The sequence below is a fragment of the Streptomyces sp. GbtcB6 genome, assembly GCF_019091475.1.
In the GTDB taxonomy this organism is placed as follows: Bacteria; Actinomycetota; Actinomycetes; order Streptomycetales; family Streptomycetaceae; genus Streptomyces; species Streptomyces hyaluromycini.
Genome location: NZ_JAGXJL010000006.1, coordinates 182,760 through 199,454, shown reverse-complemented (window position 1 = coordinate 199,454; position 16,695 = coordinate 182,760). Strand labels below are relative to the sequence as shown.

15 protein-coding genes are annotated in these 16,695 nt (G+C 72.2%); 5 read left to right on the top strand and 10 right to left on the bottom strand.

From position 1 onward, the window contains the following. Positions 1 to 65 precede the first annotated feature (65 nt). Positions 66 to 1,082: a hypothetical protein gene (locus KVT45_RS13250; RefSeq protein ID WP_217547171.1), complete on the bottom strand. Its 1,017-nt coding sequence runs from the start codon at positions 1,080 to 1,082 to the stop codon at positions 66 to 68. Positions 1,083 to 1,921: 839 nt separating this feature from the next. Here KVT45_RS13250 and KVT45_RS13245 point away from each other — a divergent pair. After that, positions 1,922 to 2,653, top strand: a complete 732-nt coding sequence (locus KVT45_RS13245; RefSeq protein ID WP_217547169.1) for a TetR/AcrR family transcriptional regulator — start codon at positions 1,922 to 1,924, stop codon at positions 2,651 to 2,653. 33 nt (positions 2,654 to 2,686) lie between these two features. On the opposite strand, the gene KVT45_RS13240 is transcribed toward KVT45_RS13245, so the two are convergent. The 3 genes from KVT45_RS13240 to KVT45_RS13230 form a co-directional block, all read right to left on the bottom strand. Further along, positions 2,687 to 3,967: a ribonuclease D gene (locus KVT45_RS13240; RefSeq protein WP_217547167.1), complete on the bottom strand. Its 1,281-nt coding sequence runs from the start codon at positions 3,965 to 3,967 to the stop codon at positions 2,687 to 2,689. A 280-nt stretch (positions 3,968 to 4,247) separates the two neighbouring features. Next, a complete protein-coding gene (locus KVT45_RS13235; RefSeq protein ID WP_217547166.1) occupies positions 4,248 to 4,907 on the bottom strand; it encodes a response regulator transcription factor in 660 nt (219 codons plus the stop codon). A gap of 324 nt (positions 4,908 to 5,231) precedes the next feature. Then, positions 5,232 to 5,909, bottom strand: a complete 678-nt coding sequence (locus KVT45_RS13230; RefSeq protein ID WP_217547164.1) for a DUF3000 domain-containing protein — start codon at positions 5,907 to 5,909, stop codon at positions 5,232 to 5,234. Between the two features lie 120 nt (positions 5,910 to 6,029). Here KVT45_RS13230 and hemE point away from each other — a divergent pair, with 120 nt between their 5' ends. Continuing rightward, the gene (gene hemE, locus KVT45_RS13225; protein WP_217547162.1) at positions 6,030 to 7,097 is read left to right on the top strand and encodes a uroporphyrinogen decarboxylase; all 1,068 of its coding nucleotides are present in this window, start codon (positions 6,030 to 6,032) and stop codon (positions 7,095 to 7,097) included. A gap of 9 nt (positions 7,098 to 7,106) precedes the next feature. Here hemE and KVT45_RS13220 read toward each other — a convergent pair whose 3' ends face one another. Further along, complete coding sequence (locus KVT45_RS13220) at positions 7,107 to 7,931, bottom strand: rhomboid family intramembrane serine protease (RefSeq protein ID WP_217547161.1); 825 nt, start codon at positions 7,929 to 7,931, stop codon at positions 7,107 to 7,109. Positions 7,932 to 8,052: 121 nt separating this feature from the next. Here KVT45_RS13220 and KVT45_RS13215 point away from each other — a divergent pair, with 121 nt between their 5' ends. Beyond that, the gene (locus KVT45_RS13215; RefSeq protein ID WP_217547159.1) at positions 8,053 to 8,364 is read left to right on the top strand and encodes a hypothetical protein; all 312 of its coding nucleotides are present in this window, start codon (positions 8,053 to 8,055) and stop codon (positions 8,362 to 8,364) included. Between the two features lie 102 nt (positions 8,365 to 8,466). On the opposite strand, the gene KVT45_RS13210 is transcribed toward KVT45_RS13215, so the two are convergent. Together KVT45_RS13210 and KVT45_RS13205 are read right to left on the bottom strand one after the other, a co-directional pair. Further along, positions 8,467 to 9,858, bottom strand: coding sequence for an FAD-dependent oxidoreductase (locus tag KVT45_RS13210; RefSeq protein ID WP_217547158.1), 1,392 nt, complete (start codon positions 9,856 to 9,858; stop codon positions 8,467 to 8,469). A gap of 37 nt (positions 9,859 to 9,895) precedes the next feature. Beyond that, positions 9,896 to 10,789, bottom strand: coding sequence for a DUF4349 domain-containing protein (locus tag KVT45_RS13205; protein WP_217547156.1), 894 nt, complete (start codon positions 10,787 to 10,789; stop codon positions 9,896 to 9,898). Positions 10,790 to 10,943: 154 nt separating this feature from the next. On the opposite strand from KVT45_RS13205, the gene hemG reads away from it, so the two are divergent. Together hemG and hemQ are read left to right on the top strand one after the other, a co-directional pair. Next, positions 10,944 to 12,428 (top strand): protoporphyrinogen oxidase, encoded by a 1,485-nt coding sequence (gene hemG, locus KVT45_RS13200; protein ID WP_217547154.1) that lies wholly within the window; start codon positions 10,944 to 10,946, stop codon positions 12,426 to 12,428. 5 nt (positions 12,429 to 12,433) lie between these two features. Next, the gene (hemQ, locus tag KVT45_RS13195; RefSeq protein ID WP_217547153.1) at positions 12,434 to 13,165 is read left to right on the top strand and encodes a hydrogen peroxide-dependent heme synthase; all 732 of its coding nucleotides are present in this window, start codon (positions 12,434 to 12,436) and stop codon (positions 13,163 to 13,165) included. Positions 13,166 to 13,172: 7 nt separating this feature from the next. Here the strand turns inward: hemQ and KVT45_RS13190 are convergent, their stop codons facing one another. The 3 genes from KVT45_RS13190 to KVT45_RS13180 all read right to left on the bottom strand — a co-directional run bounded on the left by KVT45_RS13190 (position 13,173) and on the right by KVT45_RS13180 (position 16,636). After that, on the bottom strand, positions 13,173 to 14,813 hold the full coding sequence (locus KVT45_RS13190) for an alpha/beta hydrolase (RefSeq protein WP_217547151.1): 1,641 nt from the start codon (positions 14,811 to 14,813) through the stop codon (positions 13,173 to 13,175). Positions 14,814 to 14,965: 152 nt separating this feature from the next. Then, positions 14,966 to 15,745, bottom strand: a complete 780-nt coding sequence (locus tag KVT45_RS13185; protein ID WP_217547149.1) for a TIGR04222 domain-containing membrane protein — start codon at positions 15,743 to 15,745, stop codon at positions 14,966 to 14,968. Between the two features lie 96 nt (positions 15,746 to 15,841). Further along, positions 15,842 to 16,636 (bottom strand): DUF4142 domain-containing protein, encoded by a 795-nt coding sequence (locus tag KVT45_RS13180; protein ID WP_217547148.1) that lies wholly within the window; start codon positions 16,634 to 16,636, stop codon positions 15,842 to 15,844. Positions 16,637 to 16,695 lie beyond the last annotated feature (59 nt).

Sequence of the window (16,695 nt, the reverse complement as noted above, 5' to 3'; positions counted from 1 at the left end):
CGCGGGGGACGTGAGCACGGGGGCTCCTCTCGGGTGGTGGTGTACGCATGCGGACGGCCGTCGGGTCATGAACGGTCCCGGAAGAACGGGACGGCGGGAGCGGACCAGGGGTCCGGCACCCCCGAAGCCCGGTGACGGCCGGTCGCCGGACGCGGTGCCTCGTCGGCCCGTGTCATGACGGGCGCCGCGATCGCACAGACCAGCAGCGGCCCGCGGCAGGCCGTGTCGTCGTCGCCGCACGCGAGCCGCGTGGTGGCCGGGCCGCACACCACGCCGAGCGCGTCGAGCACCCGGGCCGTGTAGCGCGCGAGGGCCGGTGCCGGCGGGCCGCCCGGCGTGCGCGGACCGGTATGAACATCCGCCCGCAGGCCGGTGACGACGTGCTCGGGCCGTCCGTCCGGGCCCGGGCGGGTGACGCTGTCGACCGTGTACCGGTGGCGACCGGGCAGCTCGCTGAGCACCAGGTGCGGGCTTCCGTAGTGCTGGGCGGCCGCGTGCCACAGGGCCGGCCAGGCCGCGCCTACCTGGCGTTCGTCCGCGCATTCCACCGCGTCGACCGGGGTTCCGGCGGCTGCCGGGGCAAGCAGGTAGCCGGCCGCGGGGTACGACCGTGCCCAGGTCACGGCGTCGGCCAGACGCGCGGTGCGGATGCCCCGCAGCGCCGGGATGCCCAGCCGGGACAGCCGGGCCGCCTGGGCACCGCGGTCGTACCTCAGCGGCGAGGACGCCGGATCGGCTCCGGGCAGTCCGAGCTGCCAGGCGATCCGCTCGGCCAGCTCGATGCCCTCGGCGCCGCCCGCGACGACGGCCGACACCCCGAGCGCCCGCAGCGCCTTGACCGTCTGCCGCAGCCCCCGGTGCACGACCCGGTCGCCGTACCCGACGGGCAGCGTCGCGTTCCGGTACGCCGGCGGGCGCAGCCGGTGCTCCGGGAGGACGGCCACGGTCCGCCAGCCGTGCCGCGCGAAGGCCTGCTGATACGGGGCCCCGCCGTCGTACGGCGCGACCACTGCCACGGCGCCGGCGGCGGGACCGGCCCGTAGCACGGCCGCGGCGGCGGAGGAGGAGGGGACGGTGGTCATGGCGGCGGGCTCCCGAGCGGGTGGGGTGGCTGGCTGCTGGACGGGGTCAGCGGGTGCCGACGGGGATGGAGCCGCGGTTCGGCTCGCCGCTCGGGCGGTGAAAGTGTCTGAAAGAGCACTGCCGCGCCGTGTCCGGCGGTGGTGCTGCTCGCCCGCCCCGGTGTTCGCCGGGCACCCGTGAACGGCCACGTGCGTGCACAAAGACTCCCCTCGGTGAAGTGGGGGCCGGCAGTCCGGGCAGTCCTCCAGGGCAGGGAGACCGGCCCCGCGGATCCTGGCTGAGACTGTCCTTGAGCAGGCGCGTGCCATGACGCCCGCTCAATGCGCCCCCGTGCATTGGCTGGGTAGTGATCTGGGTGGTGTTTGCGGCCTCTGTGTCACCGGGTCTTGTTCGGACCGAGTGGTCTCTTCTGCTCCGTCCCCTCGTCTGTTGCGGCAGAACAGCACGCTGGTCCCTCAACTGCAGGGATTTTTCCCGGATTCGGGCGGCAATCACCCTGCTTGGACGGCTGGCCAGGCGCTCAGGGCAACCAGGATGTCTCGCCGTGAAGGGAGAGATGTCCCTGTTGCCCGGATGGCGCCTGAGCCAGAAGGGACCACTCGGTCTGTTCTGTCAGGCGCCCAGTCTGGAACTCGGGCCCGGTCACGTCAAGCGAGCCTCGGTCGCAGGAGGTGTCCGGGCGGTCGCGAACAATCCTTTGAACCCCTCGCCCGGTCCGATCTTCGGGGTAGTATCGGGGGGCTGAATCACCGCGTACGCGGTCATCCCGGACAAAGCCTGTTCAGCCGTGAATCCGTGAATCCGTCAACCCGTGAATGGGTCTCGAAGGCGAGATCGAATGAGCAACCCGCGCAGACCGCGGCGTCAGCAACAACGTGCCATCGACACGAGGCAGCGAATCCTCGACGCCGCCGGCGCGCTCTTTGTGAGGGACAGCTACGACGGGACGTCGGTCGGTGATCTCATCACTGCCGCGCGGACCAGCAAAGGGGCCTTCTACAGGCATTTCCCGGGTGGAAAGATCGAAGTGGCGACGGCCATCATGCAGGACACGCTGTCCATGGACGGTCTGCGAGAGCAGCGGATCATGCTCCAGGAAGTGGTCGACATCGGGATGATCCTCGCTTACCGGATTTCCCGGGAGAACGCACTTCAGGCCGCCTGGAAACTGTCGTTCCACAGTAATGCGCCGGAGACCTATGGAACCCCGTGGCCGGACTGGATCGCTTTCAATACGGGTCAGCTCACCGAAGCGCGGCGACGCGGCGAGCTGAAACAATTCGTCGATGTGGAACAGCAGGCCTACCAAATCGCGGGCGACTGGGCCGGACTGGTGCTCATCTCGAACACCATCGACCGGCACCTGGGGAATATCGAAGCGCGGATCTCGCGCATGTACCGCAATCTGATGACCGCAATCGCGGTCCCGGACCTCCTGCCCGAGATCGACTTTTCCGTGAACCGGGGCGGCCATCTCTACACCGCGTTCCTCGAAGGCCCGGCCGGCCAGGCCGATGCGGCCGGTCCGGAACCGTCGCAGGACGAACCGGTCGGAGAAGGCCCGGTGTGAGTGTGGGTGCCGGGCGTCGGCCGCGTCGTCCGCCTAGGCGGACAACGCCGCCACCAGCACCGGCGTCACCTGTTCCACCTGCCAGGGCCGCGCGCCGTAGCCCACCAGCGCGGTCCCCACGGTCTCCGCGTCGACCGCCTTCGGCGGCTCCCAGCAGAGCCTGCGCACGGTGTCCGGTGCGATCAGGTTCTCCTGCGGCATGGTGAGCTGCTCGGCCAGCGCCGACACCGCGGCCCGGGCCGCCGACAGGCGAGCCGCCGCGGCGGGATCCTTGTCGGCCCACGCCCGGGGCGGCGGCGGCCCCGTCACCGGCTGCCCCGGCTGCGGCAGCGCGGTGTCCGGCAGCGCCTTGGCGCGGTCCACCGCCGCCTGCCACTGCTCCAGCTGCCGCCGCCCCATCCGGTGGCCGTAGCCGTTCAGCCCCGCGAGGGCGTGCACATTGGGCGGCAACGCCAGCGCCGCCTCCACGATCGCCGTGTCACTGAGCACCTTGCCCGGCGACACGTCCCGCTTCTGCGCGATCCGGTCCCGGGTCTCCCACAGCTCCCGCACCACCCCGAGCTGCCGGCGCCGGCGCACCTTGTGCATTCCCGACGTCCGGCGCCAGGGGTCCTTGCGCGGCTCGGCCGGCGGCGCGGCCGCGATCGCGTCGAACTCCTGCCGTGCCCACTCCAGCTTCCCCTGCCGGTCCAGCTCCTTCTCCAGGGCGTCCCGCAGGTCGACGAGCAGCTCGACGTCGAGCGCCGCGTACCGCAGCCAGGGTTCGGGCAGCGGCCGGGTCGACCAGTCGACGGCGGAGTGGCCCTTTTCGAGCACGAAGCCGAGCACGCCCTCGACCATCGCGCCCAGCCCGACCCGGGGGAACCCGGCGAGCCGGCCGGCCAGCTCGGTGTCGAAGAGGCTGCTGGGCGTCATGCCTATCTCGCGCAGACAGGGCAGGTCCTGGGTGGCCGCGTGCAGCACCCATTCGACGCCGGCCAGTGCCTCGCCGAGGCCCGACAGGTCGGGACAGGCGACGGGGTCGATCAGCGCGGTCCCGGCGCCCTCGCGGCGCAGCTGGACCAGGTAGGCGCGCTGGCCGTAGCGGTAACCGGAGGCTCGCTCGGCGTCGACGGCGACGGGGCCGGAGCCGGCGGCGAAGGCGGCGATCACCCGGGCCAGCGCGGCCTCGTCCACGACCACCGGCGGAATGCCCTCACGGGGCTCGAGCAAAGGGATCGGCGCCCCCGCCACAGAAGATCCGGCGTCGTCCGGAGGGGTGCCCCCGGTGGTGCGCAGTGAACTGTCTGCTGCGGTCTCTTGGGCGTCGGTCACATGTCAAGGGTATCTGTGTGTGGACGGCGCCCGTCGACGGAACGTTCCGTCGACGGGCGCCGGAGGGGCGTAAACCAGTCAGGCCGGTGAAAGATCAGCTCCACGAACGGGGGACAGCGGGTTACGACATGACGACGGACCAGCGGCCGGTCCGGTCATGTCGGTGAACGTACGACCGGTCAGTGACCGGCGATCAGTGAGGCCGACGGTCGGTGACCGGCCGTCGTTGATCGTTGGCAGGTGATCGGCCATCGGTGGCCGGTGGCCGGTGATCGGCCGGTCAGTGGATGATGCCGGTGCGCAGGGCGACGGCGACCATTCCGGCGCGGTCGCCCGTGCCGAGCTTGCGGGCGATGCGGGCGAGGTGGCTCTTGACGGTGAGGGCGGACAGTCCCATCGAGACGCCGATCGCCTTGTTCGACTGGCCCTCCGCGACCAGTCGGAGCACCTCGACCTCACGGCCGGAGAGCTCGCGGTAGCCGCCCGGGTGGCTCGGGGCACCCGGGGGGCGGCGGTGCATGCGGGAGGCGGCGCCGATGGGGGAGGCACCGGGTCGGGTGGGGAGCCCGATGTTGGTGCGGGTGCCGGTGACGACGTAGCCCTTGACACCGCCGGCCAGGGCGTTGCGCACGGCGCCGATGTCGTCGGCGGCGGACAGGGCCAGGCCGTTGGGCCAGCCCGCCGCGCGGGTCTCGGACAGGAGGGTCAGGCCGGAGCCGTCGGGGAGGTGGACGTCGGCGACGCAGATGTCGCGGGGGTTGCCGATGCGGGGACGAGCCTCCGCGATGGACGAGGCTTCGATGACATCGCGCACGCCGAGCGCCCACAGGTGGCGGGTGACGGTGGAGCGGACGCGCGGGTCGGCCACGACCACCATGGCGGTGGGCTTGTTCGGGCGGTAGGCGACCAGGCTTGCGGGCTGCTCGAGGAGAACGGACACCAGGCCTCCTGGGGTGGGGGACGGGGGCCGGCTTGTGGGGATGAAGCCGGGACGAACCGTGCTTTCAAGGTCACAGTCGTCTTCGGCACCAAACCCGTCCGCCTTTAGAGAATGATCACGATTTGGTGAGTAACAATACGTGCAATTCGGACACGCGATCGATCATCCGAAGATCGAATCGGTTCGGGCTGTTGCCGTACGGGACAGAAAGTGGCCGTATCGACAAAGAGATGGTCAATGAAGGGTGAGTCGACGGGACTCGGGTGGACAGGGTGAGTCGACGGGACCCGGGTGGACGGGCCCCTGATCAACGACGGTGCGGGTTCAGCGCGCCTGCGGGTCGCGGCGCTGCGGCAGTGTGACCACCGAGGCGTCGCCGGGGGCGGCCGGCGGCAGGCCGGCCACCTGCGCCAGCAGGTCGCACCAGGAGGCCAGGTGGGACGCGGTGTCCGGGACGCCGGTGCGGCCCTCCCGGGGCGTCCAGGAGGCCCGGATCTCGATCTGCGAGGCGGCGGGGCGCGCGGACAGCCCGCCGAAGTAGTGCGAACTGGCGCGCGTCACGGTCCCGCTCGGCTCGCCGTACACCAGGCCGCGCGCCTGGAGGGCGCCGGTCAGCCACGCCCAGCAGACCTCCGGCAGCAGCGGATCGGCCGCCATCTCCGGCTCCAGCTCCGCGCGCACCAGTGTGACCAGCCGGAACGTGCCGTGCCAGGCGTCGTGCCCGGCCGGGTCGTGCAGCAGCACGAGACGCCCGTCGGCGAGATCCTGGTCGCCGTCGACGACCGCCGCCTCCACGGCGTACGCGAACGGGGCGAGACGCTGCGGGGCGGGTGTCGGCTCCACCTCGACCTGCGGCCGCAGCCGGGCACCGCGCAGCGCGTCGACCGCGGCCCGGAAGGCCGGCGGCGCGGTACTCCCGGTATGTCCTTCGTCCTCCTCGGTGTCCTTCCCCTCGCCCATCCCGCCAGCGCCGTCCGACAGTCGTCCCTGAGCCGCAGCCATGCGGGGAAGAGTAAGGGGAACGACGCCTTCGCGCAGGGAGAGACACCACCTAAGGCCCCACCCGAGGTGCCGCGCAGGGTGCGGTCACGGCGCCTTCGGGGGCGTGCGAGACTTGCCGTCGTGAGTGCGAACGGGAGCCCCGCGGGCCAGCAGCCGACAGCGACGTACGACAGCGCCTTCCTGAAGGCGTGCAGGCGTGAACCCGTACCGCACACTCCCGTGTGGTTCATGCGGCAGGCCGGGCGCTCACTGCCGGAGTACCACAAGGTGCGCGAGGGCATCCCCATGCTGGAGTCGTGCACGCGGCCCGAGCTGGTCGCCGAGATCACACTCCAGCCCGTCCGCCGGCACAACGTGGACGCGGCGATCTACTTCAGCGACATCGTCGTCCCCCTCAAGGCCATCGGCATCGACCTCGACATCAAGCCCGGTGTCGGCCCGGTCGTCGCGCACCCGATCCGCACCCGCGCCGACCTCGCCCAGCTCCGCGACCTCACCCCCGACGACGTCTCCTATGTCACCGAGGCGATCGGCCTGCTCACCGCCGAGCTCGGCCCGACCCCGCTGATCGGCTTCGCCGGCGCCCCGTTCACCCTCGCGAGCTACCTCGTCGAGGGCGGCCCCTCGCGCACCTACGAGAACGCCAAGGCGATCATGTACGGCGACCCGGAGCTCTGGGCCGACCTGCTCGACCGCCTCGCCGACATCACGGCCGCGTTCCTCAAGGTCCAGATCGAGGCCGGTGCCTCCGCCGTCCAGCTCTTCGACTCCTGGGCCGGGGCGCTGGCCCCCGCCGACTACCGCCGCTCGGTGCTGCCCGCCTCCGCGAAGGTCTTCGAGGCCGTCGCCGGATACGGCGTCCCGCGCATCCACTTCGGGGTCGGCACCGGCGAACTGCTCAAGCTCATGGGCGAGGCCGGCGCGGACGTCGTCGGCGTCGACTACCGGGTCCCGCTGGACGAGGCCGCCCGCCGGATCGGCCCCGGCAAGGCGCTCCAGGGCAACCTCGACCCGGCGGTCCTGTTCGCCGGCAAGGACGCGGTGGAGACCAAGGCGCGCGAGGTGCTCGACGCGGCCGCCGGTCTCGAAGGCCATGTCTTCAACCTGGGCCACGGTGTGATGCCGTCCACCGACCCGGACGCGCTGACCCGGCTCGTCGAGTTCGTCCACACCGAGACGGCGCGCTGACCCGCCCCGCTACCAGCTGTGCCGGGGTCGGGCCCGCCTGCCGAACAGCAGGCCGCGCGGTTCCGGCGGCGGGGGTGTGCCCGGCTTGAGCGGCCAGGCGAGCAGCATGCCCACGAGGAAGCCGACGATGTGCGCCGCGTACGCCACGGTCCCGGCGTCGGAGACGCCCTCGCCGGACGAGTACACGGCCTGGAGCACGAACCAGAAGCCCAGCACCAGCCAGGCCGGCAGCCGCAGCGGCAGGAAGACCAGGAACGGCACCAGCACCCAGACCCTGGCCGTCGGGTAGAGGACGAGATAGGCGCCCAGGACCCCGGCGATCGCGCCGGACGCGCCGATCAGCGGGTCGCCCGACGAGGCGTTGACGAGCGCGAAGCCGTAGCCGGCCGCGTAGCCGCAGAACACGTAGAAGAGGAAGAAACGGATGTGGCCCATCCGGTCCTCGACGTTGTTGCCGAAGATCAGCAGGAACAGCATGTTGCCCAGCAGGTGCAGCCAGCTGCCGTGCAGGAACATCGCCGTGAAGACCGACAGCACCGGCGACTTGTCGTAGCCGGGCGGGCCGACGACACAGCCGGGGCCGTTCCGGCCGATGCCCACCTGGCCGCTCGGGACCACCTGCGGCATCTGATGGTGGATCAGCTCCCGGGGGACCGCCGCGTAGTGGTCCATGAAAGCCTGCAGATGACACAACTGCGCCAGATCGCTGCCGCCGGCCACGGAGCCGGCTATGCCGGGCGTGAACAGGAAGACGAGCACGTTCGCGGCGATCAGTGCGTACGTCACATACGGCGTGCGACGCACCGGGTTCACGTCATGAACGGGGATGACCACAGCTGACTAGTGCCCAGGGCGGGGGCGCTCGAAGCGCGGGGAGTCTTCGTGAACGTCGGCACGCGCGCGTGCGTATGTCCCTGCGACCGACGTGAGGTACAGGCGACGTGAGGAACAGGCGATGAACGAGCGGGTTACTCCTCAGGCATTCCCTCCCATGCAGGCCCTGCCCGACGGCGAGGCCGAGATCTCCCTTGTCGTGCGGCTGCCCTGGGAGGACGTGGCACGGCTCGGCCAGGAGGCGGGGCGACTTGCTGCGCAGATGCAGCGGCCGGTGACGCTGGACGAGGCGGTCAGCAACCGGCTGCGGTCTACGCGGCCGGCGGCCGCGCATGCGCGGCCGGGGACCGAGCAGGGGGCCGGGGCTGGGGTTGCGGCTGCGCCGGGTGGTGCGGGGGTCACTTCGTTGCCGCGGATCAGTGGGACGGCTTGATCGCTGTTGCGGGGTGCGGGTGGACTGTGGCTGGTCGCGCCCCGCGGCGGAGCCGCAAATCGATTACGCCCCGCGCCCCTTGGTAGGCAACGCTGGCGCTTCTCAGAAAGTCCCGCCGCGTACCTTGGCCGCTGCCTTGCGCGCGGCTACGAGTACCGGGTCCCACACGGGCGAGAACGGTGGCGCGTAGCCCAGGTCCAGGGCCGTCATCTGTTCCGCCGTCATGTTGGCCGTGAGGGCGACGGCCGCGATGTCGACCCGCTTGCCCGCGCCCTCCCGCCCGACGATCTGGACGCCGAGCAGGCGGCCCGTCCGGCGTTCCGCGAGCATCTTGACCGTCATGGGGCTCGCGCCGGGGTAGTAGCCGGCGCGGCTCGTGGACTCGATGGTGACCGTCTCGAACTGCAGGCCCACCCGCAGGGCGTCCTTCTCGCGCAGGCCGGTGCGCGCGATCTCCAGGTCGCAGACCTTGCTCACCGCCGTACCGACGACACCCGGGAACGTGGCGTAACCGCCGCCCACGTTGGTGCCGATGACCTGGCCGTGCTTGTTGGCGTGGGTGCCCAGCGGGATGTACTGCTCCTGGCCCGAGACCAGGTTCAGGACCTCCACGCAGTCGCCGCCCGCCCAGATGTCCTCGTGCCCGCGCACCCGCATCGCGAGGTCGGTGAGCAGGCCGCCGTGCCCGCCGACGGGCAGGCCCGCCGCCTGGGCCAGGCCGGTCTCGGGGCGGACGCCGATGCCGAGGATCACCACGTCCGCCGGGTACTCGGCGTCCTCCGTGGCCACCGCGCGCACCCTGCCGTCCTGGCCGGTGAGCACCTTGGTGACCGCGGCGTCGTTCACCATGGTGATGCCGAGGCCCTCCATGGCCTTGTGCACCAGGCGGCCCATGTCCGGGTCGAGCGTGGACATCGGCTCGCTGCCGCGGTTGACGACCGTCACCTCGTAGCCCCGGTTGATCAGCGCCTCGGCCATCTCGACGCCGATGTAACCGGCGCCGACCACCACGGCCCGGCGGCCACGCGTGCGTGCCAGCGTGTCGAGGAGGGCCTGGCCGTCGTCCAGGGTCTGCACGCCGTGCACCCCCGGCGCGTCCGCGCCCGGCATGTCGGGGCGGATCGGCCGGGCGCCGGTGCCGATGACGAGTTTGTCGTACGACGTCCAGGACTCGGCGCCGGAATCGACGTCACGCGCGCGTACCCGCTTCCCGGCCACGTCGATCTCCACGACCTCGGTACGCATCCGCAGGTCGATCTCGCGCGCCCGGTGCTCCTCGGGCGAGCGGGCGATCAGATCGTCCCGCTCCCCGACGTCACCGCCGACCCAGTACGGGATCCCGCACGCCGAGTAGGAGGTGAAGTGGCCGCGTTCGAAGGCCACGATCTCCAGCTCGTCCGGTCCCCGCAGCCGGCGTGCCTGGGACGCCGCGGACATGCCCGCGGCGTCACCGCCGATCACGACCAGTCGTTCCCGCCCACCGCTCATGTTCATGCGAACACGCTACGGGGCGCGGGCATTTCGGGCTCGCTCAGGTCTCGCTGCCGGGCTGGGCCGGGGTACGGCGCCTGCGCACGAGCTTCCACCACAGCAGCGCCGCCACGGCCGCCAGTGCCGCGAACGGCAGGGCCGCGCCCAGGGCCAGGGCGATCCAGCGCAGCATGGTGACGAAGACGTGCCAGCCGCCGGACACGGCGTCCACGAACCCCGGGGAGTCGTCCTTCGCGGCCGCCTTCTTCACCGGCGTCTGGGTGAGGGACAGCGTGATCGTGGCCATGCTCGTGCGGTCCTTCAGGGACGCCTGCTGGGCCAGCAGCGACTCCAGGTCGGCCTCCCGGCTGCTCAACTCCCCTTCCAGGGTGACCACGTCACTGAGCTTGGTCGCCCGGTCCATCAGCTCGCGGATCCGGGCCACGCTGGCCCGCTGCGAGGTGACCCGGCTGTCCACGTCGACCACCTGGTCGGTGACGTCCTGCGCCTTCGCGGTACGGTCGATCAGCTTGCCCGCGCCCTGGAGGCCGGTGAGCACCTCGTCGTACTTGTCGGTGGGGACCCGGAGGACCACGCGGGTGCGTTCGCGGCCCCCGGAATCCCGGGTGGTGGTCTCGTTGCCGACGTAGCCCCCGGCGTCCTCGGCCGTGGTGCGGGCCGCGTCGAGGGCCTTGGGTACGTCCTTGACCTGCACGGTCAGGGAGGCGGTGCGGATGATCCGGTTCACCGTGAGGTCGGGCGTCGTCCGGCCGGTCCCGCTGCCGCTGTCCTTGGCGCCTGCCGAGCCCGCCGCCTCCTTGGCCGCGCTGTTCGCGCCCGCCTTGGCATCGCCGGCGGAGCTGCTGTCCGCGGTGTCGTTCGCACCGCATCCGGTGAGGACGAGGGCGGCGGCGAGCAGGAGGCCGGCGAGGGCGGGTCGTACGGGATGGCGCATGGTTCCCCCCGGGGGTCTTGATGACTGACGCTCCTTCGACGCCGGGGCGGGGCGGGACGTTTGGCGGCGCGGGTCCCGATGCGGTCACGGTCCGGACGCGTACGGGTCACCGGGCGGGGGCGGGAGTGTCAGTGGGGTTTGAGAGAGTGAGGGCATGAGCGCAACGGGTACGGGCCAGGTCGTCGTCATCGGAGCCGGGATCGCGGGGCTGGCCGCGGCGCACCGGTTGCTGGAGCGCGGCGCGCGCGTGACCGTGCTGGAGGCCTCGGAGAGAGTCGGCGGCAAGCTGCTGCCCGGCGAGATCGCGGGCGTGCGGGTCGACCTGGGCGCCGAGTCGATGCTGGCCCGCCGGCCCGAGGCGGTCGCCCTCGCGCACGAGGCGGGCCTCACCGGCCGGCTGCAGCCGCCGGCCACCGCCACGGCCTCGATCTGGACCCGGGGCGCGCTGCGGCCGATGCCCAAGGGCCATGTCATGGGCGTCCCCGGCACCGCCGCCGCGCTGGCCGGTGTGCTGTCGGAGGAGGGCCTCGCCCGCATCGAGCGCGACACCGAGCTGCCCCGCACCGAGGTGGGCGACGACGTCGCGGTGGGGGAGTACGTGGCCGCCCGGCTGGGCCGGGAGGTCGTCGACCGGCTGGTCGAGCCCCTGCTCGGCGGGGTCTACGCGGGTGACGCGTACCGCATCTCGATGCGCTCGGCGGTCCCGCAGCTCTACCAGGCCGCCAAGACCCACGACTCGCTGACGGAGGCCGTCCGCGAGATCCAGGCCAAGGCGGTCGCCAACCAGCAGACCGGGCCGGTCTTCATGGGCATCGAGGGCGGCGTCGGCACCCTGCCGCTCGCGGTGGCCGAGTCGGTCCGGTCCCGCGGCGGCGAGATCGTCACCGGCGCGCCCGTGACGGAGCTGCGCAGGGTACGGCCCGACCAGGCGGACGCGGCCGGACATGACGGCTCGCGCACCGTCTGGCGCATCGTCGCCGGTGACCGGGTGCTGCACGCCGACGCGGTGGTCGTCGCCGTTCCGGCGCCCGTCGCCGCCGCCCTGCTGCGCGCCGAGGCGCCCGCCGCCGCGGCGGAGCTGTCGGCCGTCGAGTACGCCTCGATGGCCCTGGTCACCCTCGCCTACCGTCGCGCCGACCTCGCCCTTCCCGAGGGCAGCGGCTTCCTCGTCCCGCCCGTCGACGGCCGCACCATCAAGGCCTCCACCTTCGCCTCCCAGAAGTGGGGCTGGATCGCCGACGAGAACCCGGACGTCGTCGTCCTGCGCACCTCGGTCGGCCGGTACGGCGAGACCGCGGTCCTCGGCCGCGAGGACGCCGGCCTCGTCGACGTCTCCCGGCAGGACCTGCACGCGGCCACCGGCCTGGACGCGGCCCCCGTCGCCACCCGCGTCACCCGCTGGACCGACGGCCTGCCCCAGTACCCGGTCGGCCACCACGCGCGCGTGGCCCGCGTCCGCGAGCACGTCGCCAAGCTGCCGGGCCTCGCGGTGTGCGGGGCGCAGTACGACGGTGTGGGCATCCCCGCCTGCATCGCGAGCGCGTACGCGGCGGTGGACCAGCTGGCGGGCGACCTGGGAGCCGTCGAGGAGCTCACGGCCAACCCGGTGCAGAGCCTGCACGGCGGAGCGGGAGAATAGGGACCATGAGTGACGACGCCCCCACCACCGAGTCCGGCAGGATCCCGAACAAGGGCAAGCTGGCCAAGGACCTCAACGAGGTCATCCGCTACACCCTGTGGTCGGTCTTCAAGCTGAAGGACGTGCTGCCCGAGGACCGCGCGGGCTACGCCGAAGAGGTCCAGGAGCTGTTCGACCAGCTCGCCGCGAAGGACGTGACCGTCCGCGGCACCTACGACGTCTCCGGGCTGCGTGCCGACGCCGACCTGATGATCTGGTGGCACGCGGAGACCAGCGACCAGCTCCAGGAGGCGTACAACCTCTTCCGCCGCACGAAGCTGGGCCGCGCCCTCACGCCGGTCTGGTCGAACATGGCGCTGCACCGCCCCGCCGAGTTCAACCGCTCGCACATCCCGGCCTTCCTCGCCGACGAGACCCCGCGCAACTACGTGAGCGTCTACCCGTTCGTGCGGTCGTACGACTGGTACCTGCTGCCCGACGAGGACCGCCGCCGGATGCTCGCGGACCACGGCAAGATGGCCCGCGGCTACCCGGACGTGCGCGCCAACACGGTCGCCTCGTTCTCGCTCGGCGACTACGAGTGGCTGCTGGCCTTCGAGGCCGACGAGCTGTACCGCATCGTCGACCTCATGCGCCACCTGCGCGCCTCCGAGGCCCGGATGCACGTCCGCGAGGAGGTCCCGTTCTACACGGGCCGCCGCAAGGACATCGCGGAGCTGGTCGCGGGCCTCGCCTGACCGTTCGTCAGCGCTGGCCGGCCTTGCCCTTCAGGGAGTCCCGCAGGTTCTTCCACCGGGCATGGTCGGCCGCCGGCTTCGGCTCGGGGTGCCCCGCACAGGAGGCGCGCCGGTCCGGGAGCCGGCCCTCCAGCAGGTAGGCCTCCAGGTAGCCGTTCACGCACTTGTTGGGGCCGCCGCCGATGCCGTGCGTGCCCGCGTCCCGCTCGGTCACCAGCACCGAGCCGGCCAGACGCCGGTTCATCTCCAGCGCGCCCGAGTACGGCGTGGCCGCGTCCCGCTCGGCCTGGAGGATGAGCGTCGGCGGCAGCTCACCGGGGCCCGTCCCCACGTCGAGGGCCTTCTGCCGGGGCACCGGCCAGTAGGCGCACGGCAGGTTCATGAAGGCGTTGTCCCAGGTCTCGAAGGGTGCCACGCGGGCCAGCCGGGTGTTGTCCCGGTCCCAGGTGGTGAACTTCCTCGGCCAGGGGGCGTCGTTGCACTCGACGGCCGTGTAGACCGCGTTGCCGTTCTCCGCCTCGGCGGCCGTCTCCGTCACCGGCGCCGCCAGCCGGACCAGGGGCTTGGCGTCCCCCTTCAGGAACTTCGACAGCGCCTCCGCCCGGCTCGGCCAGAAGTCGTCGTAGTACCCGGCCGACAGGAACGCGCCCTGCAACTGCCCCGGCCCGACCTTCCCGCCGGCCGCCTTCTTGGCCAGCCGCCGGCTCGCCTTGTCGTAGCTCGCCTGCACCTTCGCGGCCGTGTCGCCGAGCCCGTACACGTCGTCGTGCTTGGCGATCCAGTCCCGGAAGTCCGCCCAGCGGCCCTCGAACGCGGCCGACTGCTCCAGGTTGTCCCGGTACCAGATCCGCTCCGGGTCCGGGTTCACCGCCGAGTCCAGCACCATCCGCCGTACGTGCGAGGGGAACAGGGTCGCGTACAGCGCGCCGAAGTAGGTGCCGTACGAGGCGCCCATGAAGGTCAGCCGGTCCTCGCCGAGCGCCGCGCGCAGCACGTCCAGGTCCCGGGCGTTGTTGAGCGAGGTGTAGTGGCGCAGCCTCTTCCCGGAGCGCTTGAGGCAGCCCTTCGCGTACGCCTTCGCCTCCTTGATCCGGGCCTTCTTGTACGACTCGGAGGGATGCGTCGGCGACTGCGACGGCGCCTTGTAGAAGTGCTTGGGGTCGACGCAGGACAGCGGGGCGGAGCGGTCGACGCCGCGCGGGGCGTAGCCGACCAGGTCGTAGGCGGCGGCGATGCGCTTCCACTCGGGCAGTACGCCGATCATCGGGAAGAGCATGCCGGAGGCGCCGGGGCCGCCCGGGTTGTAGACCAGGACGCCCTGCCGGGGCACCTTGCGCTTGCTGTTGTGCGGATCCTTGTGGGTGGCCGGCACCCGGCTGACGGTCAGTTTGATCTGCTTGCCGTCCGGGTGCGCGTAGTCAAGCGGGACGCTCACCGTGCCGCACCGGAAGGTGTCCGGCGCCTCCAGATCGGTGGCGCACCGGCCGAAGTCGATGCCCTCCGCGCGCGCTCGCGCGGCGGCCACGGCGGTACCGCGCAGTTCGGCCGACGCCGAGTCCGGGACGCGGGGTGCGCTCCCGGCCGGGGCGGCGGCCAGGGTGGTCAGGATCAGGGACCCGGCTGCCGAGTACAGGGCGGGGGCTCTCAATGGCGTATCCCTTCGGTGCACGGCTGCGGTGGCGTGGCGGCAAGGCACCGCGGCGACTGCACGGCAGCAATAAAAGGGATATTTCGACCGGTTGTCGACGAAGGCAAGCACCGTGGGCCGGTGTCGGCGCCAATCCCCCTATGCGCCCCCGCTCACTCCCGCGGAAGCTGGTCCCGGTGTGCGAAGGCCGCACGCAGCTCCGGCTCGCCGATCGCGCGGATGCCGCGCACCGCGACGGAGGTCAGCAGCGAGTGGTCGTCGACCGTGCGGTTCACCCGCCGGTGCAGCACGCCGAGCAGCCGCTGCCCGGCGGGGGAGGCCCACCGCGAGTACGGGTGCACCTCGACCCGGGCGATGGCCAGGCAGCTCAGCGTCAGGGTGAGGGGCAGCGCGAACCAGACGGCGACCAGGTCGCGCGGCATCTCGGTCGGGGCGGGCAGCGTGAGCGCGGCCACGCCGAGCCCGAGGACCGCCAGTGCGGCGGCCCGGACCTGCCGGACGCCGGACGCGACCGTGGTCCGCGCCGCGGCGTCGGGCACCGCGAGCCCCGCCCGCACAAGCCCCTCGCCGAGACTCCGCACGGCGTCCGTGTCGGCCGCCGCCGAACGCACCGGCGCTATCCGCGACTGCCCCTCGGGCCCGATGGCCCCTATCACCGACCGCTCCATCTCGTCCCGCCCCCGCGGGTCCACGACGGTCGCCCAGCCGGTGTGGGCGAGCAGCAGCCGCCGTTGCCGGGCCATGGACACCAGCGTCAGGTCAGCGACCCGCGCGGGCCCGCCGGACAGGAACGCGGCCTCGTACAGCGTCAGATCGTGTCCCCGGCCCGCGTCCGCGTCGACGACCGCCGTCCGTACGGCGGCCAGGCACAACCGGGTGCAGGCGGTGCCGGCGACGGCCCAGGCCAGGAGCAGGAGAAGGACCCAGAACATGACACGTTTCTATGCCAGCGGCCTGGCCACCGCCATGCCCTGTTCACATTCCGGACCGAGTGTTGTCGGTATGTGACGTTCCGCTTCCCGTGCAGGTCAGGGGTTCTGGGACGTCGGCTCCGGACTGGCGGTGGCGGGCGGCAGCGCGTACGTCGAGGACGGCGACGCGGCCGGTGCCGCCGCCGCCACCGCGGTCGCGTCGGCGGGGGCGACGACGGGCGGCGAGGCCACGGGGGAGGGGGTGGTGGCCAACTGCTGCGCCAGTGTGGCGAAGTCGACGTAGCCCGTCGCCTCCAGGACCTTGATGTGGTCCAGGACGGTGTTGTTGGCGTCGTCGGCGAGGTCGCGGACCAGCGTGTTCTCGGTGGCGGCGCGGACCTGGGCGACCACGGAGAAGACCCGGCCGTGGGCCAGCCGCACGATGTTCGCGAACTCCCGGTCGAAGTCCTGCCCCTGCGCGGCGTTCAGTGTGGCGAGCCACTGCTGCTGCTGGGTGTTCGGCCCGTTCGGGATCGGCACGCCGAGCTGGGTGGCGACGGTGCGGACGTGGGCGTCGAGGGAGGTGTGCCCGTCGACGAGGTGCTGACCGGCCGTCCGTACGGCCGCCGTGGTGCCCTTCTCCTCCGCCATCTCCCCGGCCGGCAGCTCCCAGAGCCCGGCGAGCCGGACCTTGACGATGAAGTCCCGGTCCTGCGCGGACAGCGGGCCGTACGCCGTCGACACGGTCTGGGCGCTGAGCACGTTCACCGAGCCGGTGGGGTCCGAGCGGTCGGCGTACGACCAGATCGGAAACACCAGGGCGGCGAGGGTCGCCGCGAGACAGACGATGATCAGCGAGGTACCGCTGAATATGCCTCGTCCCTGGACGGGGGGTCGGGGTCGCGCGCGCATGATGCCTCCTGCACCGCACGGTGGGGCTTCGCCGCGCGGGGTTGGCATATTACCGAGGG

Bases quoted from the DNA above. Each gene is read 5' to 3' on its own strand.
- KVT45_RS13180 (WP_217547148.1), bottom strand. From the start codon at position 16,636: ATGCGCGCGCGACCCCGACCCCCCGTCCAGGGACGAGGCATATTCAGC.
- KVT45_RS13230 (WP_217547164.1), bottom strand. From the start codon at position 5,909: ATGGCTGCGGCTCAGGGACGACTGTCGGACGGCGCTGGCGGGATGGGC.
- hemQ (WP_217547153.1), top strand. From the start codon at position 12,434: ATGAGTGACGACGCCCCCACCACCGAGTCCGGCAGGATCCCGAACAAG.
- hemG (WP_217547154.1), top strand. From the start codon at position 10,944: ATGAGCGCAACGGGTACGGGCCAGGTCGTCGTCATCGGAGCCGGGATC.
- KVT45_RS13245 (WP_217547169.1), top strand. From the start codon at position 1,922: ATGAGCAACCCGCGCAGACCGCGGCGTCAGCAACAACGTGCCATCGAC.
- KVT45_RS13210 (WP_217547158.1), bottom strand. From the start codon at position 9,858: ATGAACATGAGCGGTGGGCGGGAACGACTGGTCGTGATCGGCGGTGAC.
- KVT45_RS13250 (WP_217547171.1), bottom strand. From the start codon at position 1,082: ATGACCACCGTCCCCTCCTCCTCCGCCGCCGCGGCCGTGCTACGGGCC.
- KVT45_RS13205 (WP_217547156.1), bottom strand. From the start codon at position 10,789: ATGCGCCATCCCGTACGACCCGCCCTCGCCGGCCTCCTGCTCGCCGCC.
- KVT45_RS13185 (WP_217547149.1), bottom strand. From the start codon at position 15,745: ATGTTCTGGGTCCTTCTCCTGCTCCTGGCCTGGGCCGTCGCCGGCACC.
- KVT45_RS13215 (WP_217547159.1), top strand. From the start codon at position 8,053: ATGAACGAGCGGGTTACTCCTCAGGCATTCCCTCCCATGCAGGCCCTG.